Origin of the sequence: Micromonospora chaiyaphumensis (genome assembly GCF_900091435.1) — a bacterium.
Classification (GTDB): Bacteria; Actinomycetota; Actinomycetes; order Mycobacteriales; family Micromonosporaceae; genus Micromonospora; species Micromonospora chaiyaphumensis.
This window is the reverse complement of sequence record NZ_FMCS01000012.1, coordinates 175585-198344: the sequence shown is the minus strand read 5'-3', so window position 1 is coordinate 198344 and position 22760 is coordinate 175585. Positions and strand designations below refer to the sequence as shown.

Here is a 22760-nt window from a genome sequence, read left to right as displayed (position 1 = left end):
GGGGGGGAGGGGGGAGGGGGGGTCAGCCGCGGAGGCGGAGGCCTCGGGGGGTGGCGCGGAAGCCGGCCGCGGTCAGCGCGTCGCGCAGCGGCGAGCTGTGCACCGCCTCGCCGTCGGCGCGTTCGACCGAGATCGCGCCGAGCGCACCCGAGTGCACCGCGTCGGCGAGCGCCTTGCCGGCCGCCGCCAGCGCATCGGTGTCGTCGGTGAAGGAGAGGATGGTCCGCCCGCCCCGCTCGACGTAGAGCACCAGGTCGCCGCCGACCAGCACGACCAGCGCGCCGGCCTTGCGCCCGGCCCGGTGGCCGGTGGCCGGGGCGGCCCCGTCGCCGGAGTCGACCACCCGGTCGGGCCAGGGCAGGGCCGCGCCGAAGGGGTTGGCCGGGTCGGTGGCGGCGAGCACCACGGTGGGGCCGCCCCGCACGCGGCTGTCGTCGGCGGGGTCGGCGAGCGCGCGGATGCGGTCGACCGCCCCGGGCACGGCGAACTGGGCCGCCCCCAGCCCCTCGACGAAGTAGCCGCGCCGGGCCGCCCCGCGTTCCTCCAGCGCGGACAGCACCGGGTAGACCGCCGCGAAGCCACCGGTCACCTGCTCGGCCATGACCGCACCCCGGGTGACCACGCCGTGCCGTTCGAGGAGCAGGTCGGCGAGGGCGGCGGCCCGCCGGGTGGGGTCGAGGTCGCGCTCGGGCAGCCGGGACCAGCGGCCGGCCACGGTGGGCGGGCCGCCGCGGCTGGGCAGCGCCACCCGCCCGGGGCGGCGGTAGCGGGTGCGCGCGGCGGTGGGCCGGGACCGGTGCGCGCCGCCGCCGCCGAGCGCCGCCCGGAGCGGGGCCAGGGTGTCGTTGGTGAGGTGCCCGGCCCAGACCAGGTCCCACACGGCGGCGGTCAGGGCGGTGTCGTCGGTGGAGCCGACCCGGTCGGAGAGGGAGCGGAAGAACAGCGCCTGCCCGTCGGCGAGCGCGTCGAGCACCGCCTCGTGCAGCGGGGTGCGGGCCAGCGCCTCGTCGGGCGGGGGCAGGAGCAGCGGCGCGACGTCCGCGTACGCGAGGGTGATCCAGCCGTCGCCGCCGGAGATCGCCCCGGACCCGGCCCAGACCACCTCCCCGCTGGCGCAGAGCTCGTCGAGCTGGGCGGGGGAGTAGTCGGCGACGCGGGCGGGCAGCACGAGGCGTTCCAGCGCGGACGCCGGCACGGCCGCCCCCTGCAACTGCTCGACGGTGGCGGCGACCGCCTCGACGCCCCGGGCCGAGGAGCCGACCTGCTGCCAGCGGGGCAGGAACGCGGCGAGCGCCCGGGGCGGCACCGGCTCGATCTCCCGGCGCAGCGCCGCCAGGGACCGGCGGCGCAGCAGCCGCAGCACCTCGGCGTCGCACCACTGGGTGCCGACGCTGTCCGGCGCGAACTCGCCGGAGACCACCCGCCCGGTGGCGGCCAGCCGGCGCAGCGCCTGCTCGACGACGAACACCCCGAGCCCGAACCGGGCGGCGCAGGTGGCCGCCGCGAACGGGCCGTGGGTGCGGGCGTAGCGGGCGACCAGGTCGCCCAGCGGGTCGGCCACCGGCGCCAGGTAGGCCTCGGCCACCCCGACGGGCAGCGCCACGCCGAGCGCGTCGCGCAGCCGGGCGGCGTCCTCGACGACCACCCAGCGGTCCTCGCCGGCGACCCGGACCCGCAGCACCCGCCGGGCCGCCTCCAGCTCGCCCAGCCACCCGGCCGGTACGCCCCGCTCGGCCAGCTCGGCCTCGCTCAGGTCGCCGACCACCCGGAGCAGCTCGACCACGTCCTCCGCGTCGCGGGGGCGGCGCTGCTCGGTGCGCCAGCGCAGCTGCCGCTCGGTCTCGGCGAGCACCGCCGGGTCGAGCAGTTCCCGCAGGTCTACCCGGCCGAGCAGCTCGCCGAGGAGCCCCGAGTCGAGGGCCAGGGCGGCGGCCCGCCGCTCGGCCAGCGGCGCGTCGCCCTCGTAGAGGAACGCGCCCACGTAGCCGAACAGCAGGGAGCGGGCGAACGGCGACGGGCGCTCGGACTCGACCTCGACGAGCCGGACCTTGCGGGCGCCCAGGTCGCGCATGAGCTGGGCCAGCGCGGGCTGGTCGAAGACGTCCTGGAGGCATTCCCGGGCGGCCTCGAGGGTGACCGGGAAGTCGGCGTACTCGCGGGCCACGTCGAGGAGCTGGGCGGCCCGCTGGCGCTGCTGCCAGAGCGGCTGGCGGCGGCGCGGGTCGCGGCGGGGAAGCAGCAGGGACCGGGCCGCGCACTCGCGGAACCGGGAGGCGAACAGCGCCGAGGTGCCGACGGACTCCTCGACCAGCTGGGCGATCTCCTCGGGGTCGAAGACCACCACGTCGGCGCCGGGCGGCTCGTCGGCGGTGTCGGGCAGCCGGACCACGATGCCGTCGTCGGAGGGCATCACCTGGGCGTCGACCCCGTAGCGCTCGGCGAGCCGGCGCCCGATGGCGAGCGCCCACGGGCCGTTGACCCGGGCGCCGAGCACCGAGTGCACGGCGAGCCGCCAGTCGCCCAGCTCGTCGCGGAACCGTTCGACCACCACCGTGCGGTCGTCGGGCAGCGACCGGGTCGCCTCCTTCTGCTCGCGCAGGTAGGTCATGAGGTTGCCGGCGGCCCAGTCGTCCAGCCCGCCCGCCCGCAGCGCCGCCACCGCGTCGGCGTCGGACTGGCGCAGCAGCGCCCGGACCCGGGCGCCGATGGCCCGGCCCAGCTCGACCGGGCGGCCGAGCTGGTCGCCCTTCCAGAACGGCATCCGGGCGGCCTGCCCCGGGGCGGGGGAGACGAGCACCCGGTCGGGGGTGATCTCCTCGATCCGCCAGGACGACGAGCCGAGCAGGAAGACGTCGCCCACCCGGGACTCGTAGACCATCTCCTCGTCCAGCTCACCGACGCGGGCGGCCCGCTCGGCGCCGGCCAGGAAGACCCCGAACAAACCGCGGTCGGGGATGGTGCCGCCGCTCGTGACGGCGAGCCGCTGCGCGCCGGGCCGGCCGGTGAGCACGTCGGCGGCCCGGTCCCAGACCAGCCGGGGCCGCAGCTCGGCGAAGGCGGTCGACGGATAGCGCCCGGAGAGCATGTCGAGCACCGCGTGCAGCGCCGAGTCGGGCAGCTCGGCGAAGGGCGCGGCCCGGCGGACCAGCACGGCCAGGTCGCCGAGCCGCCACGGCTCCAGGGCCACCATGGCCACGATCTGCTGGGCCAGCACGTCGAGTGGGTTGCGCGGGTAGTGCAGCTCCTCGATGGCGCCCTCGCCCATCCGCTCGGCGACCACCGTGCAGGACAGCAGGTCGCCGCGGTGCTTCGGGAAGACCACGCCCCGGGACACCGCGCCGACCTGGTGCCCGGCCCGGCCGACCCGTTGCAGGCCGGCGGCCACGCTCGGCGGGGCCTCGATCTGCACGACCAGGTCGACCGCGCCCATGTCGATGCCCAGCTCCAGGCTGGAGGTGGCGACCACGGCCGGCAGCTGCCCGGACTTGAGCGCCTCCTCGATGTGCTTGCGCTCCTCGCGGGAGACGCTGCCGTGGTGGGCCCGCGCGATCACCGGCGGCGCCCCGGCCGCCGCCCCGGACTGCGCCATCACCTCGGCCGGCTGCCGGGCCACGCGGCCGCCGTCCGGGCTGGCCGCCGCCTCCAGTTCCTCGGCGGCCAGTTCGTTGAGCCGGGCGCAGAGCCGCTCGGCGCTGCGCCGGGAGTTGGTGAAGACGATGGTCGACCGGTGCGACCGGATCAGCGAGAAGACCCGCTCCTCGACGGCCGGCCAGATCGACGCCCGGCGGGGGCCGAGCCCGCCCAGCGCGTCCTCCGGCGGCTCCTGCTCGTCGAGGCGGGTCATGTCCTCCACCGGCACCTGCACGCTGACCTCGATGGTCTTGCTGGTGGGTGGCTGCACCACGTCGACGGGGCGGGCTCCGCCGAGGAAGCGGGCGCAGACGTCGATCGGCCGGACGGTGGCGGAGAGCCCGATCCGCTGCGCCGGGGTCTCCAGCAGCGCGTCGAGGCGTTCCAGGGAGAGGGCCAGGTGGGCGCCGCGCTTCGTGCCGGCGACGGCGTGCACCTCGTCGACGATCACCGTGCGGACCCCGCGCAGCGAGTCGCGGGCGGCGGAGGTGAGCAGCAGGAACAGCGACTCGGGTGTGGTGATGAGGATGTCCGGCGGGGTGCGGGCGAAGGCGCGCCGCTCGTCGGCGGGGGTGTCGCCGGTGCGCATGCCCACGGTGATGTCGGGCGGGGTGAGGCCGAGCCGGGTGGCGGCCTGCCGGATGCCGGTGAGGGGGGCGCGCAGGTTGCGCTCCACGTCGACGGCGAGCGCCTTGAGCGGGCTGACGTAGAGGACCCGGCAGCGCTGCCGCGCCTCGGCCGGCGGTGGCTCCTTGGCCAGCCGGTCCAGCGACCAGAGGAACGCCGCGAGGGTCTTGCCGGAGCCGGTCGGCGCGACCACCAGGGCGTTGCGATCGGCGGCGACCGACCGCCAGGCGCCCTCCTGGGCGGCGGTGGGCGCCGCGAAGGCGGCGGTGAACCACTCCCGGGTCGCCGCCCCGAACTCCGCCAGGACCGCCGCGCCCCGGGTCACCTCGTCCGCCACGCCCTCCATCCTGCCTCGCCGGTGTGACAACCGGCCCCGCGGCGGACGCTGTTCTGTCCGGGACGGGGCCTTAAGCGACGGATGTGGCCTTGGATGCGTTAAGTCTCACTTAACTGCTTGCTTGCACCGCGCAACATAAAGTAACTTCACCCGCAACGCAGCGTGGGGTGGAGGGCTTGGATGACCGTGCAGGGGCGAGGCTCCGGGTCCGGGACCGACGTGCTCATCCGCAAGGTCGACAGTCACCTCGCCACGCTGCGCACCGGTCTGCACGGTCCCGAGCTGGAGCTGGCCGAGGATCTGGCCCGCTGCCTGCGCGAGCTGGTCCTCGCCACCGCCCACTCCAGCGCCGCCGACCGGGGGCTCGTCCGCGCCGCGGTGCACTACTTCGTCCTGCGGCGGGAGAGCCGCGGCAAACTGCTGCCGGTGCGCTCCCTGGCCGCCGCGCAGCGGGTGGTCAACAAGGCGGTCCGCCAGCTCGGCCGCCCCGACCTGCTCGTCGAGACACCCCGCCGGGAGCGGTCCGACCCCGACCCCGCCCTGCGCTGACGGCCCGCCCCGCCGCTGGGGCCGGTTTCCGGAAAACCGCCCGGTCGGGCAGGAATGTGGCGTCTGATCGGTCGTGGCCGCAGCGTGCCCCGGCGCGCTGTCACCTCGACCGGGAGTGCGCGTGCTCGTCCTGCTGATCCTGCATCTGGTGGCGGCCCTGTCCGCCCCGTTGCTGGTCCGCCGGTGGGGCCCCCGCGCGTGCCTGCTGCTCGCGCTCGCGCCGGCCGCCACCTTCGGCTGGGCGGTGGCGCACACCGGGGCGGTCCGCGCCGGCGGGGCGGTCGTCGAGACGTACCCGTGGGTTCCGGAGCTCCAGCTCGACGTGGCGCTGCGGGTCACCACCCTGTCCTGGCTGATGCTGCTCCTGGTCGGCGGCGTCGGCGCGCTGGTGCTGGTCTACTCGGCCCGCTACTTCCACGCCGGCTCGGTGGGCCTGGCCCGGTTCGCGGCCGTCCTGGTCGCCTTCGCCGGGGCCATGGTCGGCCTGGTCGTCTCCGACGACCTGCTGCTGCTCTACGTCTTCTGGGAGCTGACCACGGTCTTCTCCTACCTGCTGATCGGGCACAGCACCGAGCGGCGGTCCAGCCGGTGGGCGGCGGCCCAGGCGCTGACCGTCACCACGCTCGGCGGGCTGGCCATGCTTGTCGGCTTCCTGCTGCTCGGTCACCACGTCGGCAGCTACCGCTGGTCGGTCGTCACGGCCGCGCCGCTGCCCGGCGGCGGCTACCTGGTGGTCGCGGTGCTGCTCGTCCTCACCGGGGCCCTCGCGAAGTCCGCGGTCTTCCCGTTCACCTCGTGGCTGCCGGTGGCGATGGCGGCGCCCACCCCGGTCAGCGCCTACCTGCACGCGGCCGCCATGGTGAAGGCCGGGGTGTTCCTCGTCGGGCTGCTCGGCCCGGCGCTCGCCCCGGCCGGGCCGTGGCGGCCGGTCACCGTGGTCGCCGGGCTGGTCACCCTTGTCGCCGGGGGGTGGGCGGCGCTGCGGCAGACCGACCTGAAGCTGCTGCTCGCGTACGGGACGGTCAGCCAGCTCGGCCTGCTCACCGTGGTGCTCGGCGCGGGCACCCCGAAGGCCGCCCTCGCCGGTGTCGCCATGCTGCTGGCGCACGCGCTGTTCAAGGCCGCGCTCTTCCTCGTCGTCGGCATCCTCGACCACAGCGCCGGCAGCCGGGACCTGCGCGACCTGTCCGGCGTGGGCCGCAGCGCCCCGGTGCTCGCCACGGTCGCCGCGCTGGCCGCCGCCTCGATGGCCGGCGTGCCGCCGCTGCTCGGCTTCGTGGCCAAGGAGGCGGTGCTCGGCGCGTTCACCGGGCGGCCGGTGGTGCTCGCCGGGCTGGTCGTGGGAAGCGCGCTGACCGTCGCGTACAGCATCCGGTTCCTCTGGGGCGCGTTCGCGTCGCGGCCGGGTGTCGAGGTCACCGACGTGGAGCCGCCGCCCGCCGCCATGCTCGTACCCCCGGCCCTGCTCGCCGTCGCCGGGTTCGCGGCCGGTCCGGCGGCCGGCTGGCTGGGCGGGCTGCTGCGCCCGTACGCCGAGCTGTTCGGCCCGGTCGAGGAGAAACTGGCGCTCTGGCACGGGCCGACCGCGGCGCTGGGCCTCTCCGCCGTGGTGCTGGCCGGCGGGGTGGTGCTGCACCTGGTCCGCGGCCCGCTCGCCCCCGCGCTGACCCGGCTGCGCGCGCCGGTCGGCGGCAACCAGGGGTACGAGTGGATCACGCACCGGTTCGACCGGTTCGCCATCGAGGTCACCGGCGCCACGCAGCGCGGCGCCCTGCCGCAGTACCTCGGCACCGTGCTCGTCGTCCTGGTGCTGGTGCCGGGCGGCGCCATGCTGCTCACCCGGCCCTGGCGCACCGGGATCGCCGTGTGGGACAACCCGACCCAGCTCGTGGTCTGCGTGGTCATCGCGGTGGCCGCGCTGCTCGCGGTGGGCGCCCGGCGCCGGCTCACGGCCATGCTGCTGGTCGGCGTCACCGGCTACGGCACCGCCATGATGTTCGTCCTCTACGGCGCCCCCGACGTGGCGCTCACCCAGTTCCTCGTGGAGACCGCCACCATCGCCGTCTTCGTGCTGGTGCTGCGCCGGCTGCCGGAACGCTTCTCGGCCCGCCCGCTGCGCCGCAGCCGCTGGGTGCGCCGCGGCATCGGGGTGGCCGCCGGCCTGGTCATGGCCGGCCTGGCGCTGGCCGCGGCCGGCGCGCGACGGGAGCCGTCGGTCTCGGCGGCGTTCCCCGACCTGGCGGTGGCGCAGGGTTACGGCCGCAACGTGGTCAACGTGACCCTTGTCGACATCCGGGCCTGGGACACCATGGGAGAGATCGCGGTCCTCGTGGTGACCGCTACCGGCGTGGCCAGCCTGATCTTCGAGCGGTCCCGCACCGGGCCCCGGCCGCGCCGCCCCGGCCCGGTCCGGTCGCGCCGGGACCGGCGGACGGTCTGGCTGCGCGGCGGGGCGACCCTGCACGAGCGCCGCCGCTCGATCGTCTTCGAGGTGGTCACCCGGCTGATCTTCCACACGGTCCTGCTGTTCTCGCTGTTCCTGCTCTTCTCCGGGCACAACTCCCCGGGCGGCGGCTTCTCCGGCGGCCTGGTCGCCGGCCTCGCGCTGACCGTGCGCTACCTGGCCGGCGGCCGGTACGAGCTGGCCGAGTCGGCCCCGGTCGGCGCCGGCACGGTGCTGGGCGCCGGCCTCGCCGTCTCGGTCGGCAGCGGCGCGCTCGGGCTGCTCCTGTCCGGCCAGGTGCTGGAGAGCGTGAAGATCAACCTCTGGCTGCCGCTGGTCGGCCACTTCTACCTGGTCACGTCGCTCTTCTTCGACATCGGCGTCTACCTCGTCGTGGTCGGGCTCGTGCTGGACATCCTGCGCAGCCTCGGCGCCGAGGTGGACCGGCACGTCGAGGCGGCCGGCGAACCGGCCCGGGGGCTGGCCGTGCAGCGCGAGGGGGAGAGCTCATGACCCGGGGCGAGGCCGGGCCGACCCTGGTGCTGGTGATCGCCGTGGGGGTGCTCGTCGCCACCGGGGTCACCCTGCTGCTGGAGCGGAGCCTCACCCGGATCCTGCTCGGCGTGATCCTGCTCGGCAACGGCGTGAACCTGCTGATCCTGCTCGGCGGCCGGTCCGGGGCCGCGCCCCTGGTGGGCACCGTGCCCGCTTCGGCCATGAGCGACGCGCTGCCGCAGGCCATGGTGCTCACCGCCGTGGTGATCACGTTCGGGCTGACCGCGTTCCTGCTCGCCGTCGCCTACCGGAGCTGGTACCTGTCCGGCGACGACGAGGTGCAGGACGACCTGGAGGACCGGCAGGTCGTCCGGCTCGCCGAGCGCAACGAGGTGTCCACGGCGGACCTCGGCGGCGAGGGGCCGGACAACGATCCGGAGCAGGTGGACCCGGAGCCGGCGCTGCGCCGCCTCCGCCGGCGCGGTGAGGAACAGTGAGCGCGAGGAGTGAGCCGGGGTTGCGAGCCCCGCAGTCGCGAACGAAGGCAAGCACGTGAGCGCGGGGAGTGAGCCGGGGTTGCGAGCCCCGCAGTCGCGAACGAAGGCGGGCGCATGACTCCCGCGCTGGTGCCGCTGCCGGTGGTGGTGCCGCTGCTCGGGGCGGCGCTCACCCTGATCCTGGCCAACCGGCCCCGGTTGCAGCGGTCGGTCAGCGTGCTCGGGCTGACCACCACCCTGGTGGTGGCGGTGGTGCTGCTGGTCGAGGCGTACCGGCACGGGCCCGTCGTGGTCCGGGTGGCCGGCTGGCCGCCGCCGGTCGGCATCGTGCTGGTCGCCGACCAGCTGGCCGCGCTCATGCTGGTGGTGTCCTCGGCGGTCACCCTCTGCGTGCTGCTCTACTCGATCGGCCAGGGGCGGGGGGAGACCAGCGAGAGCGCCCCGGTGAGCATCTACCACCCCACCTACCTGGTGCTCACCGCCGGCGTGACCAACGCCTTCCTGGCCGGGGACCTGTTCAACCTGTTCGTCGGCTTCGAGATCCTGCTGGCCGCGAGCTTCGTGCTGATCACCCTCGGCGGCACGGAGGTCCGGATCCGCACTGGCTCGACGTACGTGGTGGTCAGCATCCTGTCGTCGATGATCTTCCTGGCCGCGCTGGGTCTGGTGTACGCGGCCACCGGCACCGTCAACATGGCGCAGCTCGCCGGCCGGCTGGACGCCCTGCCGCCCGGCGTACGCCTGGCGTTGCAGCTCACCCTGCTGCTCGCCTTCGGCATCAAGGCGGCCGTCTTCCCGGTCTCCGCCTGGCTGCCGGACAGCTACCCGACCGCGCCCGCCCCGGTGACCGCGGTCTTCGCGGGCCTGCTCACCAAGGTCGGCGTGTACGCGATCATCCGTACCGAGACGCTGCTTTTCCCCGGCGGGCAGGTCGCCAACCTGCTCATGGTGGTGGCCGGGCTGACCATGGTGGTCGGCATCCTCGGCGCGGCGGCCCAGTCCGACATGAAGCGGCTCTTCTCCTTCACGCTGGTCAGCCACATCGGCTACATGATCTTCGGGGTGGCGCTGAGCAGCGTGGCGGGCCTGGCCGGGGCGATCTTCTACGTGGTGCACCACATCACCATCCAGACCACGCTCTTCCTGGTCGCCGGCCTGGTCGAGGAGCGCGCCGGCAGCACCGACCTGCGCCGGCTCGGCGGGCTGGCCCGGATCGCCCCGCTGCTCGCCGTGCTCTTCTTCGTCCCGGCCATGAACCTGGCCGGCATCCCGCCGTTCTCCGGTTTCCTCGGCAAGCTCGGCCTGCTCCAGGCGGGCGTGGCGGCCGGCGGGACGCTACCCGCCGTGCTCGTCGGAGCGGGCACCCTGACCAGCCTGCTCACCCTCTACGCCGCCTCCCGGGTCTGGAACATCGCGTTCTGGCGGGCGCCCCGGCTGGCCACCTCCGGCCCGCCCGTCCGGCTGCCCGGGCTGATGGTCGGGGCCACCGCCGCCCTGGTGCTGCTCGGCCTGGTGCTCACCCTGGCCGCCGGGCCGCTGTTCCGGGTCACCGCGGACGCCGCCACCGACCTGCGCCAGCGCACTCCGTACGTCCGGGCGGTCCTGCCGTGACCGACGACCTGCCCCCGGGCCGGTCGGCCGGCGACGCGGAACCGCCGGGCGGCCCCCGACCGGCCGACCTCGCGCCCGACGCGCCCGCGCCCGCCGTGCGCCGGGGTGGGCGGCGCCGCGACCAGGCCGTCGCGCTCGGCTGGCTGGTCGCCATCTGGGTGCTGCTCTGGGGCGACCTGTCCTGGGGCAACCTGCTCGCCGGCCTGGTGATCGGTGCGGCCGTGCTGCTCTTCTTCCCGCTCCCGCCGGTCACCTTCGGCGGGCGGCTGCGCCCCGGCGCCCTGCTGGTCCTCGCGGTCACCTTCGCCGGCGAACTGGTCACCGCCAGCCTGCACGTCGCCGCCGTCGCGCTGCGCCCGGGCTTCCGCCCGCGCGGCGCGATCATCGCGGTGCCGCTGCGGGTGCGCACCGATCTCAACCTGGCGCTCACCGCCGAGGTGATCTCCCTGGTGCCGGGGACCCTGATCGTGGACGTGGACCGCGACCGCGGGGTGCTCTACGCGCACGTGCTCGACGTCCGCCGCCCCGAGGACCTGGCCGACAGCCGGGAGCGGATCCTCGCCGTCGAACGGCGCATCGTCCGCGCCGTCGGCTCCCCCGCGGAGGTACGCCGGCTCAGCCCCGAACCCGTCGATCGGAGGAACCAACCGTGACCGCGCTGCTCGCCCTCGCGCTGACCGTGCTGCTCTCGGTCACCGCGCTGCTCGCCCTGGCCCGGATCTACCGCGGCCCGTCCCTGCTCGACCGGGTCGTCGCCGCCGACCTGCTGCTCTCCACCATGCTGGGCGCGGTGGGCGCGGAGGCGGGGGTCAACGGGCACGCCACCACGCTGCCCGTGCTGGTGGTGCTCTCCCTGCTCGGCTTCGTCGGGTCGGTGTCCCTGGTCCGCTTCGCGGTCCGGGAGGAGGTGTGACCACGGTCGCGGACTGGCTCGGTGGGGCGTGCCTGCTGGCCGGGGCGCTGCTCAGCCTGGTCGCCGGGATCGGCGTGCTGCGCTTCCCGGACGTGCTGGGCCGGATGCACGCCGCCACGAAGCCGCAGGTGCTCGGCGTGCTCCTGCTGCTCGTCGGCCTCGCCCTGCGCCTGCGTACGGCGTCGGACCTGGGCATGATCGCGCTGGTGGCGGTCTTCCAACTGGCCACCGCGCCGGTCGCCGCGCAGATGATCGGGCGGGCCGCCTACCGCTCGGGACGGATCGACCGGGAACTGCTCGACGCCGACGAGCTGTCCGACCGGTGAACCGGACAGCGGGGAGCCTTCCGGCACCCTCAGCGAACGTCCAGCCGCCGCCGATAAAATGGCAGCATGATCGACTCCTCTGCCCAGGAGGGCAGCAGTAGCCAGCCGGGTCGTGCCCGGCAACCTCTGGACCCGACGGCCCCGGGAGCCCTGAACCTCCCGTGCTGATCCTCGTCGGACTCGTCCTCATCATCGTGCTCACCGCCGCCACCGGTTACTTCGTGGCCCAGGAGTTCGGTTACGTCGCCGTGGACCGGGGCAAGCTCAAGCAGCTCGCCGACGGTGGCGACCGCGCCGCGGCCCGGGCCCTGGAGGTGACCGGCCGGCTCTCCTTCATGCTCTCCGGCGCCCAGCTCGGCATCACCGTGACCGCCCTGCTGGTCGGTTACGCCGCCGAGCCGTACCTGGGCGCCGGGCTGGCCGACCTGCTCGGCGTGGCCGGCGTCTCCGACGCGGTGGCGTTGCCGCTGTCGGTGGCTCTCGCCCTGATCATCGCGACCATCGTGCAGATGGTCCTCGGTGAGCTGGCCCCGAAGAACCTGGCCATCGCCCGCGCCGAGCCCTTGGCCCGGGCGCTCGCCCGGTCCACCCTCATGTATCTGCGGATCGCCGGACCGGTGATCACCCTCTTCGACCGGGCCGCCGTGCGGCTGCTCCGCCGGATCGGCATCGAGCCGATCGAGGAGCTGCCGAGCGGCGCCACCCCGGAGGACCTGGAGCAGATCATCGCCGAGTCCCGGGAGGAGGGGCACCTCGACGCCGAGATGTCCGACCTGCTCGACCGGGGCCTCGACTTCCGGGAGCTCACCGCCGGGGAGGCCATGGTCCCCCGGGTCGACGTGCACACCGTACGGGCCGACGAGCCGGTCAGCCGGGTCGTCGAGCTGCTCGACACCGGTCACTCCCGGTTCCCGGTGCGCGGCGCCGAGGGCGTCGACGACCTGGTCGGCGTGATCGGCATCGCCGACGTGCTCGGGGTGCCGCCGGCCGAGCGGGCGACCACCCGGGTCGCCGCGGTGGCCGTACCCCCGTTGCTGGTGCCGGAGACGCTGCCGCTGCCGACGGTGCTGGACCGGCTCCGGGTCGGGCACCGACAGCTCGCCTGCGTGGTCGACGAGTACGGCGGCTTCGCCGGCGTGATCACGCTGGAGGACATCGCCGAGGAGCTGGTCGGGCCGATCCGTGACGAGGACGACCCGCCGGAGCGGGCCCCCGCCCGGCAGGAGGACGGCTCCTGGGTGGTGCCGGCCCGCTGGCGGATCGACGAGGTCGCCGACAGCACCGGCATCGCGCTGCCCGAGGCGCCGGAGTACGACACCCTCTCCGGGCTGGTCATGCGGGAGCTGGGCCGGGTGCCCGAGGTCGGCGACCGGCTGGAGATCGCACTCGCCGCCGACGGCGAGGAGCCGGACGTCGAGCCCCGCGCCCTGGTCGAGGTGCTCGCCGTGGACCGGCACGTGGCCGACTCCGTCCGGCTCCGCACCACGGCCGGCGTGCACGGGGAGGAGGCCGCATGAGCCCCGGGTTCGCGCTCTTCTTCTCCGTGGTGCTCCTGGCGCTCAACGGCTTCTTCGTGGCGGCCGAGTTCGCGCTGGTCGCCGCCAAGCGGTACCGGCTGGAGCAGTCGGCGGCCGGCGGCGGCCGGGCGGCCCGTGCGGCGCTGGACGGCGTCCGCGAGCTGAGCCTCATGCTGGCCGGCGCCCAGCTCGGCATCACCCTGTGCACCCTGGGCCTCGGCGCGCTGGCCGAGCCGGCCATCGAGCACCTGCTCAGCCCGCTGCTGCACGCGGTCGGCCTGCCGGACGCGGTGAGCCACCTGGTCGGGTTGCTGTTCGCCCTGGCCCTGGTGACCTTCCTGCACCTGGTGGTCGGCGAGATGGCCCCGAAGTCCTGGGCGATCACCGACGCGGAGCGCTCGGCGATGCTGCTGGCGCTGCCGTTCCGGGCCTTCGCCCGGGTCGCCCGCCCGGTGCTGTCCGCGCTGAACTCCCTCGCCAACGCCGTGCTGCGGCTGGTGGGAGTCCGCCAGCAGGACCAGCTCGCCCAGGTGCACGGCCCCGACGAGCTGCGCATCCTGCTGGAGCAGTCCCGTGAGCACGGGCTGCTCGGCGCCGAGCAGCACCAGCTGCTGACCAGCATGCTGGAGCTGCAGGGCACCCGGGTGGCGCAGGTGATGGAGCCGTTCGACCGGATCGTCACCGTGCGCCGGGACGACACCGCCGAGCGGATCGAGCACGTGTCCCGCGACAGCGGCCGGTCGCGGCTCGCCGTGGTCGACCGCGGTGGCGAGGTGTGCGGGCTCGTGCACGTGCGCGAGGCGGTCCGCGCGGTCACCACCGGCCGGCCGGCGACCGCCGAGGAGCTCATGACCCCCGCGTTCACCCTGCCCGGCGAGGCGTCGGTCACCGAGGCGGTGGCGGCCATGCGGGGCCGGCAGGCCCAGTTGGCGCTGGTCAGCAACGGGGGCGGCCCGACCCGGCCGATCGGCTTCGTGGCGCTGGAGGACCTCCTCGAGGAGGTCATCGGCGAGTTCGACGACGAGACCGACCCGGTGCCCCGCGGCCGCCGCATGCGCTGACGCCCTCCGGGTGCGCCCGTCGCCGCTGAGGCGACAACGGGCGCACCCGGATCGCATGGGGGAGCGGGCGGTGGGAATGCCCGCCGCATGCGGCTGACCGGGGTGTCGTCGGAGTCCGTGTGGACCGGGCTGTCCGTGAGCACCACGCTGCCCAACCCGAGCACCCGCCCCGGCCTGCGCCTGCCCGGCCGGGTCACCCTGACCGCCGGCGGCACCGACGTCGCCGTCCGGCACATCCGCCTCGGGCTGGTCGCGCAGGCCGAGCCGGAGGATCCGGAGTCGCCGCGCCGGCTCGTGCAGTACCACCAGGTGCCGATCGCCGGCCGGTTCGTGGTGCCGGCCGGGCGGCGGCGCGCCGTCGACTTCGCGATCCCGCTGCCCTGGGAAACCCCGGTGACCATGTTCGGCGGGGTCCCGCTCATGAGCCTGCGCACCGGGTTGCGTACCGAGGTGTCCGTCGACCCGGACCTCGACCAGGGCGCCATGGTGCCGGTGTTCGTCCACCCGCTGCCCACCCAGCAGCACATCCTCGCCGCGCTGGACACCCTGGGCTTCCTCATGCGGCAGGTCGGGCTCCAGTACGGGCGGCTGCCCGGGGTGGAGCAGGCGCTCCCGCTGTACGAGCGGCTGGGGTTCTGGGTGGCCCCGCTCTACGCCGGCCCGATCACCGAACTGGAGGTGCTCTTCGTGACCAACGCGGCGGGCCTGGAGGTACTGCTCTGGCTGGACCGGCGGCTCTCACTGGCCGGGGTGACCCACCAGAGCATCAGCCGGTTCCGGGTCTGGCACGCGGGCGCCGACCGGCGGGACTGGGTCGCCACCGTGGACGGCTGGCTGCGGCAGGCCATCGACCGGCACGCCGCGGCCGCCGCCCCCGCCGACTGGTCCGCCGCGATCCGCGAGTCCGCGCACGTCAGCCGCCCGCCGGACGAGCCGGTCGCCCCCGGCTACGGGCTCGGCGGCACGGCCGGCGGCGCGGGCGTGGGCGGCGGCGGAGGCAGCGACGGCACCTGACGCCGGCCGACCGGCGCGTTGTGGTGCGGCGCCGGGCGGCCGGGTCAGACCGAGGCCGTGGCGAGCTTCAGGCTGAACCCGAGGAAGAGCACGGCCACGGCGGTGGTGCCGGTCGCGGCCAGCCGCCGCCGGCGGTGGAACTGGGCGGCCAGGAAGGTGCCGGTGAGGATCAGCGCGGTCAGGTAGAGCGCGCTGGTCACCTGCGCGATCAGCCCGAGCAGCAGGAACGACAGCGCGGGCCACGCGTACCCGGGGTCGACGAACTGGATGAAGAAGGAGATGAAGAACAGGATCGCCTTCGGGTTGAGCAGGCTGACCACCAGCGCCCGCCGGAACGGGTCCCGCACCGCCGCCGGCTCCGCCGCGTCGATGAGCCGCGGCGCCTCGGGGTCGTTGCGGTCGCGCCAGCGCCGCCAGGCGCCGCGCAGCATGGTCAACCCCAACCACCCGAGGTACGCGGCGCCGGCGTACTTGACCACGAGGAAGAGCGCCGGGTACGCCTTGAGCAGCGACGCCACCCCGGCGGCGGAGAGGATCATCAGCACCGAGTCGCCGACGAACACGCCCCCGGCGGCCCGGTAGCCGGCCGCCACCCCGCGGCGCGCCGCGGTGGAGAGCACGAAGAGCGAGTTCGGCCCGGGCAGCAGCACGATGGCCACGGTGCCCAGCACGTACGTCCAGATGTCGGTGATCCCCAGCACGCCGGTCATCATGACGCCACAGGTGCCGCGGGGCGAAGCCGTTCCCGCAGCGTGACCTGTGCGTTTGGCCACTCCGAGGCGAGCATCGAATAGAGGGCGGACTCCCGCCAGGTGCCGTCGGCGCGCCGCCGGTTGGCCCGCAGGGTCCCCTCCCGCACGGCGCCGAGCCGTTCGATGGCGCGCTGCGAGCGCTCGTTGAGCGAGCTGGTCTGCCAGGTGACCCGGACGGCGTCCAGCTCCTCGAAGGCGCGGGTGAGCAGCAGCAGCTTCGCCTCGGTGTTGATCCCGGTGCGCCACCAGGGCCGGCCGAGCTGGGTGTAGCCGATCTCCACGGTTCGCAGCTCCGGGTCGGGCTGGTAGTAGGAGGTGGTGCCGACCACCACGCCGGTCACGGCGCAGCGCTGCACCCAGGGCATCCGCACCCCACGCCGGTGGGCGTCGAGCCCGGCCCGGATCTGGTCCGCCAGCTCCGCGACGCCGCCCGGGCGCGGGCTGCCGACGTACCGCCAGACCTCCTCGTCGTCGAGGGCGGCGTACAGCTCCTCGGCGTGGGACTCGTCGAGCGGCTCCAGCACGACGTGCTCGCCGCGCAGCACCACGGGCTCCAGCCAGGGCGAGGGTGCCGGTCGCAGGTACGCCGGCACCGGTGCGGTCACCCCGGCGTCCGGCTCCGGCAGCCCCCGGGTGAGCCGCAGCGGCACCACGCCGGCCCAGTACGGCAGGTCGTAGTCGGCCGGTTCGTCGCTCACCCCGCCGGCCCGGATCCGCACCGACACCTCGCGCAGCGGCAGCGCCAGCACGGCCGTCTCGGCCAGCTCCCGGCGGGTCGGGGGCCGGCTGTCGGTGCTGCGCCCGGCGCCCAGCTTCTCCACGAGCGCGGTGAGCACCCGGGTCTTCTCCCGCTCGTCGGTGACCAGCCGGGCAATGCCGTGCGCGACGACCGACCGGTAGTTGGCGCTGTGGTGGAACTGGGACCGGCCGAAGATCAGCCCGTCGAGGTGGGTGACCGCGACGCAGACCGGGAGCCCGTCCTCGCCGCGGGCGGCGAGCAGCGGCCGGCTGCCGGTGGAGCCGTGCACGTAGAGGGTGTCGTCGAGGCGCACGACCAGGGTGGGCAGGACGCGCGGCTCGCCGTCCACGGTGAACGCGAGCGCGCAGTGGTACGCCTCGTCGAGCAGGGCGTGGGCGGTCTCCCGGTCGTACTGCATCCGGTCCCGGGTGCGGCTGGCCGTGGTGCGCTCGGTCGGGGGGTACATGCGACATCCCACCTTTGTTCTAGTACAATCTCCGAACTGTGGCAGCACGTTATCAGATCAGCGGCTCCTCGTCGGCGGCGATTTCGGCGAGCGTGGAAAGCGGCATCCGGGCCGGCGACCTCGCCCCGGGCGACGCCCTGCCCGCCGTCCGCGCCCTCGCCACCGCGCTGGGCGTCAGCCCGGCCACCGTGGCGAAGGCGTACCAGGAGCTGCGGCAGCGTGGCCTGGTGGTCACCGCCGGCCGGCACGGCACCCGGGTCCGCCCGCGCCCGCCGGTGGCCAGCCGCCGCTCCGCGCTGCTGCCTCCGCCACTGCCCGGTGGCCGCGACCTCTCCGCCGGCAATCCCGACAGCCGGCTGCTGCCGCCGCTCGGCCCGCACCTGGCCGCGCTCGCCGCCGAGTTCCGCGCCCCCGGCGGTTACGCGGCCACCGCCGTCCTGCCCGAGCTGGCCGCCGCCGCCCGCGACCGGCTCGCCGCCGACGGCGTGCCCGCCGACGAGATCACCGTGACCGGCGGCGCGCTCGACGGCATCGAGCGCCTGCTCGCCGCCCACCTGCGCCCCGGCGACGCGGTCGCGGTCGAGGACCCCGGCTGGGCCAACCTGCTCGACCTGCTCGCCGCGCTCGGGCTGCGCGCCATCGGGGTGCCGATGGACGACGAAGGGCCCACCGCGCCCGGGGTCCGGGCCGCGCTGGCCGCCGGCGCCCGCGCGCTGATCGTCACGAGCCGGGCCCAGAACCCCACGGGCGCAGCAGTCTCCGCCGGCCGGGCGGCCGAGCTCCGTACGCTCCTCGGCGGCCGGCCCGACCTGCTGCTGATCGAGGACGACCACGCCGCCGAGCTGGCCCGCGTACCCCTGCACCCGCTCGCCGGGGCGACACCGGCGTGGGCCTTCGTCCGGTCGGTGAGCAAGCCCTACGGCCCCGACCTGCGGCTCGCCGTGCTCGCCGGCGACGAGGCCACCGTGGCGCGGGTGGCCGGCCGGGCCCGGGTCGGTGCCGGCTGGGTCTCCACCGTGCTGCAACGCCTGGTCCTGGCGCTCTGGCGCGACCCGGCCACCGCCGACCTGGTCGGCCGCGCGGCGGAGAGTTACGAGCGGCGGCGCGACGGGCTGGTCGAGGCCCTCGCGGCGCGGGGGGTGGCCGCGCACGGGCGGACCGGCATCAACGTGTGGGTGCCGGTGCCGGACGAGACGGTCGCGGTCACCGCCCTGCGGGACGCCGGTTGGTCGGTGGCGCCCGGCGCGCTGAACCGGATCGCCGCCGCCCCCGGCGTGCGGATCACGGTCAGCCGGCTCGACGAGGCCGACCTCGGCCCGCTGGCCGACGCGGTGGCCCGCGCGGTCCGGCCGGGGCCCGCCGGGTTCACCACCTGAGCCGCGGCATGCCCCGGCCGCCCGCGGGTAACCGCGGCCGGGAGGTGCGTGGCATGGCTAGGAACGGATCCCGGACCGGTCTCTGGATCGGCGTGGCGGCGGTCGTGATCATCCTGGTGATCATCGCGATCGCGCTGGCCTCGCGCGGCGGTGGTGGCGGCTCCGGATACTGACGGCGGCCCGGGCGCATCCGGCGTCGATGCCGAAACCGGTATATAAAGCTGGCATGGCCGAGACCGAGAACGCCCCCGGAGCCCAGGAGTTCATCCCGCCGCAGGCGGACACCATCGAGCAGTTGCGCGACGCCGCGGCCGGCTGCCGGGGCTGCGAGCTCTACCGGGACGCCTCGCAGACGGTGTTCGGCCGCGGCGACGAGAGCGCCCGGGTCGTGTTCGTCGGGGAGCAGCCCGGCGACATGGAGGACCAGAAGGGCCTGCCCTTCGTCGGCCCGGCCGGCCGGCTGCTGCGCAAGGCCGTGGACGACGCCGGCATCGACCCCGGCCACATCTACCTCACCAACGCCGTGAAGCACTTCCGCTTCGAACTGCGCGGCAAGCGGCGGATCCACCAGACGCCCGACCGGGTGCACATCACCGCCTGCCGGCCCTGGCTGGTGGCCGAGTTCGCCCGGCTGCACCCGGAGATCGTGGTGGTGCTCGGCGCCACCGCCGCCAAGGCCCTGCTCGGCCCGACCTTCCGGGTGACGAAGCAGCGCGGCGAGCTGCTGCCCTGGCCGGCCGCCGCCCAGCACCCCGAGGACTTCGCCCGGGTCCCGGTCGACAACACCGGAAAGGTCGCCGACGCCCCGGAGGCCCGGCTGCTGGCCACCATCCACCCCTCCGCCGTGCTGCGCGCCGACAACCAGGACGTCGCCTACGACGGGCTCGTGAAGGACCTGAAGGTGGCCGCCCGCGCGCTGCGCTAGTCGCGGCCCTGCCAGGTGCAGAGGCAGACCCGGTTGCCGTCGGGGTCGGCCAGCACCCAGAAGTTCGGTGCCGCCGCGTCGCTGACCAGCGTCCCGCCGGCGGCCAGCGCGGCCTCCATGCGTGGCCCCACCTCCGCCGGGTCCACCCACACGTCGGGGTGCCAGCGCTGGCGGGGCTCGTCGCGGCCGGACTCCTGGAACCAGACCGTGGGCAGCGCGCCGGCCGGATCGCGCACCTCGTCGCCGGGCCCGTGGCCGGCCGGCTCCGCCACGGCCAGCACCGCGCGCCAGAACGGCAGCACGGCGGCGAAGTCGGGGCTGTCCAGGGCGAGTTCGAGCCGCGCCACGCCGGTGGCCGCCGTGGCCAGGCCGGCCTCGGCGGCGAGCGCGGAGACGGCCCGGGCCAGCCGGACGTCGCGGTCGGTGACCCCGCCCGCGTCGTGCGACCAGAGCCGCACGTCGACGTGGGTGTAGCGCAGGTCCAGGTCGGGATGGTGGTCCCGCCGCTCGGCCTCCGCGCCGATGGCGTCCACCAGGGACAGTCCGGCTGCGAAGTCCGGCGTACGGATGCGGGTGTGCAGGGCGCCGAGCAGGTACGTCCACCCGTCCAGGCCGGCGTCGGCGATCTGCGCTCCGGTCAGCGTGCTCATCCCGCCATGCTGGCGTACCCCGGGCTGCCGGACCAGTGCGACGGCGGCGGAATGGACCTGCCCGGCGGCCGGCGCGGGCCGTAGCCTCGCGGTATGACCGCCGCTGATCTTGACCTGTCCGTGCGCAACGCCGCCGCACTCTAGCCCTCGCCGAGGCCCGGGGGCACGGGCTGGTGCGCCGGCCCGGCTTCCTCCCGGTCACCGACGCCACCTGGTGGAGCTGAGCGGGTTCGCCTCTGGGCAGCGCGGGCCGGCGGTGCCAGACTGGCCGCCATGGAGCAGCATCTCTACGAGCCCGTCCACCAGGAGTTCCGGGACCTGTGCCGCCAGTTCCTCGCCCGGGAGGCCGTGCCGCACCACGAACGCTGGGAGGCCGACGGGATCGTCGACCGCGAGGTGTGGCGCCGGGCGGGCGCGGCCGGGCTGCTCGGCATGGACGTCGACCCCGAGCACGGCGGCGGCGGGCAGCGCGACTTCCGGTTCAACGCGGTGCTCGACGAGGAGATCATCGCGGCGGGCTGCACCGGGCTGGGCTTCGGGCTGCACAACGACGTGGTGGCCCCGTACCTGACCGAGCTGACCACCGACGACCAGCGCAAGCGCTGGCTCCCGGGCTTCTGCTCCGGCGACGTGGTCACCGCCATCGCGATGAGCGAGCCGGGCGCGGGCAGCGACCTGGCCGGCATCCGCACGAGCGCGGTCCGCGACGGCGACAGCTGGGTGCTCAACGGGCAGAAGACGTTCATCACCAACGGCGAGCTGGCCGACCTCGTGGTGGTGGTCGCCAAGACCGCCCCCGACCAGGGCGCGCACGGGGTGAGCCTGATCGTGGTGGAGACCGGCACGCCCGGCTTCGGCCGGGGCCGGCGGCTGGCCAAGGTCGGCCTGAAGGCCAACGACACGGCCGAGCTGTTCTTCGACGACTGCCGGGTGCCGGCCGAGAACCTGATCGGCACCGAGAACCACGGCTTCTACCACCTCATGGCCAACCTGCCGCGGGAGCGGCTGAGCATCGCGGTCGCCGCGGTGGCCGCGGCGGAGAAGCTGCTCGCGCTCACCCTCGACTACGCCCGCTCCCGGGAGGCGTTCGGCCGGCCGATCGGGCGGTTCCAGCACAACCGGTTCCTCCTGGCCGAGCTGGACACCGAGGTGACCATCGCACGGACCTTCGTGAACCACTGCGTGGCCGAGTACAACGCGGGCCGGCTCTCGGTCACCGACGCGGCCAAGGCCAAGTGGTGGACCACCGAGCTGCAGAACAAGGTGGCCGACCGCTGCGTGCAGCTGCACGGCGGCTACGGCTTCATGCTGGAGTACCCGGTGGCGAAGGCCTGGCTGGACAGCCGGGTGCAGACCATCTACGGCGGCACCACCGAGATCATGAAGGAGATCATCGGCCGGGGTCTCGGCCTGTAGCGAAACCGGGTGCCGGCGAGCCGGTCGGGTGCGGGAGGATGATGACCCCTTACTCCCAGGAGCATCCGCCATGGCCACCGACCTGACCGCACCGGCACCGAGCCGGCTCGACGTCGCCCCGATCCAGCGGCGCACCGTCCGGCTGCTCCTCCTCACGCAGATCATCGGCGGCATCGGCGTCACCATCGGCATCTCGGTCGGCGCGCTGCTCGCCGCCCGGGTCGCCGGCACCGCCCTGGCCGGGCTGGCACAGAGCGCCGGGGTGGTCGGCGCCGCGCTGCTCGCCGTGCCGGTCACCCGGATCATGGCGGCCCGGGGTCGGCGGCCGGGGCTGGTCACCGCGTACCTGGTCGGGTCGGTCGGGGGCGTGCTGGTGGTGGTCGCCACGGTCGTCCAGTCGGTGCCGCTGCTCTTCCTCGGCATGCTGCTCTTCGGCGGCGGGACCGCGGCCAACCTCCAGGCCCGCTACACGGCCGTGGACCTGGCCGAGCCGGCCCGCCGGGGGCGCCAGCTCTCGCTGGTCGTCTGGGCCACCACGATCGGCGCGGTGGCCGCGCCGAACTTCGCCGCGCTCGCCGACGCCACCACTCGCGGCTGGGGCCTGCCGGCACTGGCCGGCCCGTTCGCCTTCAGCGCCGCCGCGTTCGTGCTGGCCGCCGCCGTACTGGCCGCGCTGCTCCGGCCGGACCCGCTGCTCACCGCGCGCCGGCTGGCGGCGGCCGAGACCCCGGCCGACCCGGTCCCGGCGCCGGGTGGGACCGCCCGGCGCCGCGCGGGCATGGTGGCGGCCTGGCGCACGGTACGCGAGCGGCCCGCCGCCCGCCTCGGCATCGCCGCCGTGGCCATGGGCCACCTCGTGATGGTCGCCGTCATGTCGATGACCCCGGTACGCCTCGGCGAGTCGCACTCCGACGCCGACGTGCTGCGGGTGGTCGGCATCGTGCTCAGCCTGCACATCGCCGGCATGTACGCGCTCTCCCCGCTGGTCGGCTGGCTCACCGACCGGCTGGGCCGGCGCCCGGTGATCCTCGGCGGGGTGGCCCTGCTGCTGGCCGCCTGCGCGGTCGCCGGCACGGCCGGGCACCACACCCCGCTGCTCTCGGTGGGTCTGGCCCTGCTCGGGCTGGGCTGGTCGGGCACCATGGTGGCCGGCTCGACCCTGCTGTCCGAGTCGGTGCCCACCGCCGACCGGCCCGGCGTGCAGGGCCTCTCCGACCTGGTCATGGGGCTGGCCGGGGCGGGCGCCGCGGCGGCGAGCGGGTTTGTCATGCGGGGACCGGGTTATCCGACCCTGACCCTGCTGGCGGCGATCGCGGTGGTGCCGCTGGTGGCGCTAGCGTTGCGTCCGGCGCCGGTCGCGGTGCCGGTGGAACTCGGGCATCCGGCGGACGAGGTGCCCGGCGAGGAGGAGTGACA

The 22760-nt window shown here is 75.3% G+C and carries 18 protein-coding genes; 14 read left to right on the top strand and 4 right to left on the bottom strand.

What is annotated here, in order from left to right; all coding sequences use genetic code 11:
* Positions 1-22: 22 nt before the first annotated feature.
* The gene (locus GA0070214_RS27645; RefSeq protein WP_091269437.1) at positions 23-4603 is read right to left on the bottom strand and encodes an ATP-dependent helicase; all 4581 of its coding nucleotides are present in this window, start codon (positions 4601-4603) and stop codon (positions 23-25) included.
* 171 nt (positions 4604-4774) lie between these two features.
* Between GA0070214_RS27645 and GA0070214_RS27640 the strand changes: the two genes are divergently transcribed.
* The 10 genes from GA0070214_RS27640 to GA0070214_RS27595 all read left to right on the top strand — a co-directional run bounded on the left by GA0070214_RS27640 (position 4775) and on the right by GA0070214_RS27595 (position 15020).
* On the top strand, positions 4775-5143 hold the full coding sequence (locus tag GA0070214_RS27640) for a hypothetical protein (RefSeq protein ID WP_091269436.1): 369 nt from the start codon (positions 4775-4777) through the stop codon (positions 5141-5143).
* 121 nt (positions 5144-5264) lie between these two features.
* On the top strand, positions 5265-8099 hold the full coding sequence (locus GA0070214_RS27635) for a Na+/H+ antiporter subunit A (RefSeq protein ID WP_091269455.1): 2835 nt from the start codon (positions 5265-5267) through the stop codon (positions 8097-8099).
* Positions 8096-8578: a Na(+)/H(+) antiporter subunit C gene (locus GA0070214_RS27630; protein ID WP_091269435.1), complete on the top strand. Its 483-nt coding sequence runs from the start codon at positions 8096-8098 to the stop codon at positions 8576-8578. Before GA0070214_RS27635 ends, GA0070214_RS27630 begins: the two co-directional genes overlap by 4 nt.
* A 114-nt stretch (positions 8579-8692) precedes the next feature.
* On the top strand, positions 8693-10189 hold the full coding sequence (locus GA0070214_RS27625; RefSeq protein ID WP_091269434.1) for a Na+/H+ antiporter subunit D: 1497 nt from the start codon (positions 8693-8695) through the stop codon (positions 10187-10189).
* Positions 10186-10842 (top strand): Na+/H+ antiporter subunit E, encoded by a 657-nt coding sequence (locus GA0070214_RS27620; RefSeq protein ID WP_091269433.1) that lies wholly within the window; start codon positions 10186-10188, stop codon positions 10840-10842. The genes GA0070214_RS27625 and GA0070214_RS27620 overlap by 4 nt, the downstream gene beginning before the upstream one ends.
* Positions 10839-11102, top strand: coding sequence for an MrpF/PhaF family protein (locus GA0070214_RS27615; RefSeq protein ID WP_091269432.1), 264 nt, complete (start codon positions 10839-10841; stop codon positions 11100-11102). The genes GA0070214_RS27620 and GA0070214_RS27615 overlap by 4 nt, the downstream gene beginning before the upstream one ends.
* The gene (mnhG, locus tag GA0070214_RS27610; protein ID WP_091269431.1) at positions 11099-11428 is read left to right on the top strand and encodes a monovalent cation/H(+) antiporter subunit G; all 330 of its coding nucleotides are present in this window, start codon (positions 11099-11101) and stop codon (positions 11426-11428) included. The genes GA0070214_RS27615 and mnhG overlap by 4 nt, the downstream gene beginning before the upstream one ends.
* A 161-nt stretch (positions 11429-11589) precedes the next feature.
* The gene (locus tag GA0070214_RS27605; protein WP_091269430.1) at positions 11590-12945 is read left to right on the top strand and encodes a hemolysin family protein; all 1356 of its coding nucleotides are present in this window, start codon (positions 11590-11592) and stop codon (positions 12943-12945) included.
* Positions 12942-14006: a hemolysin family protein gene (locus GA0070214_RS27600; protein ID WP_091269429.1), complete on the top strand. Its 1065-nt coding sequence runs from the start codon at positions 12942-12944 to the stop codon at positions 14004-14006. Before GA0070214_RS27605 ends, GA0070214_RS27600 begins: the two co-directional genes overlap by 4 nt.
* 87 nt (positions 14007-14093) lie before the next feature.
* On the top strand, positions 14094-15020 hold the full coding sequence (locus tag GA0070214_RS27595; protein WP_091269428.1) for a sporulation protein: 927 nt from the start codon (positions 14094-14096) through the stop codon (positions 15018-15020).
* Between the two features lie 44 nt (positions 15021-15064).
* Here GA0070214_RS27595 and leuE read toward each other — a convergent pair whose 3' ends face one another.
* Positions 15065-15733 (bottom strand): leucine efflux protein LeuE, encoded by a 669-nt coding sequence (leuE, locus tag GA0070214_RS27590; protein ID WP_091269427.1) that lies wholly within the window; start codon positions 15731-15733, stop codon positions 15065-15067.
* A complete protein-coding gene (locus GA0070214_RS27585) occupies positions 15730-16977 on the bottom strand; it encodes a bifunctional pyridoxamine 5'-phosphate oxidase family protein/GNAT family N-acetyltransferase (RefSeq protein ID WP_091269426.1) in 1248 nt (415 codons plus the stop codon). Before GA0070214_RS27585 ends, leuE begins: the two co-directional genes overlap by 4 nt.
* Positions 16978-17015: 38 nt before the next feature.
* Here GA0070214_RS27585 and GA0070214_RS27580 point away from each other — a divergent pair, with 38 nt between their 5' ends.
* Positions 17016-18353, top strand: coding sequence for an aminotransferase class I/II-fold pyridoxal phosphate-dependent enzyme (locus tag GA0070214_RS27580; protein ID WP_091269425.1), 1338 nt, complete (start codon positions 17016-17018; stop codon positions 18351-18353).
* Between the two features lie 226 nt (positions 18354-18579).
* A complete protein-coding gene (locus tag GA0070214_RS27575) occupies positions 18580-19278 on the top strand; it encodes a UdgX family uracil-DNA binding protein (protein WP_091269424.1) in 699 nt (232 codons plus the stop codon).
* Here GA0070214_RS27575 and GA0070214_RS27570 read toward each other — a convergent pair.
* Positions 19275-19928: a 4a-hydroxytetrahydrobiopterin dehydratase gene (locus tag GA0070214_RS27570; RefSeq protein ID WP_091269423.1), complete on the bottom strand. Its 654-nt coding sequence runs from the start codon at positions 19926-19928 to the stop codon at positions 19275-19277. The two genes, GA0070214_RS27575 and GA0070214_RS27570, sit on opposite strands and share 4 nt — an antisense overlap.
* 273 nt (positions 19929-20201) lie before the next feature.
* Between GA0070214_RS27570 and GA0070214_RS27565 the strand changes: the two genes are divergently transcribed.
* Both GA0070214_RS27565 and GA0070214_RS27560 read left to right on the top strand, forming a co-directional pair.
* Complete coding sequence (locus GA0070214_RS27565) at positions 20202-21344, top strand: acyl-CoA dehydrogenase family protein (protein WP_091269422.1); 1143 nt, start codon at positions 20202-20204, stop codon at positions 21342-21344.
* 70 nt (positions 21345-21414) lie between these two features.
* The gene (locus GA0070214_RS27560) at positions 21415-22758 is read left to right on the top strand and encodes an MFS transporter (protein ID WP_091269421.1); all 1344 of its coding nucleotides are present in this window, start codon (positions 21415-21417) and stop codon (positions 22756-22758) included.
* The last annotated feature ends 2 nt before the right edge of the window (positions 22759-22760 follow it).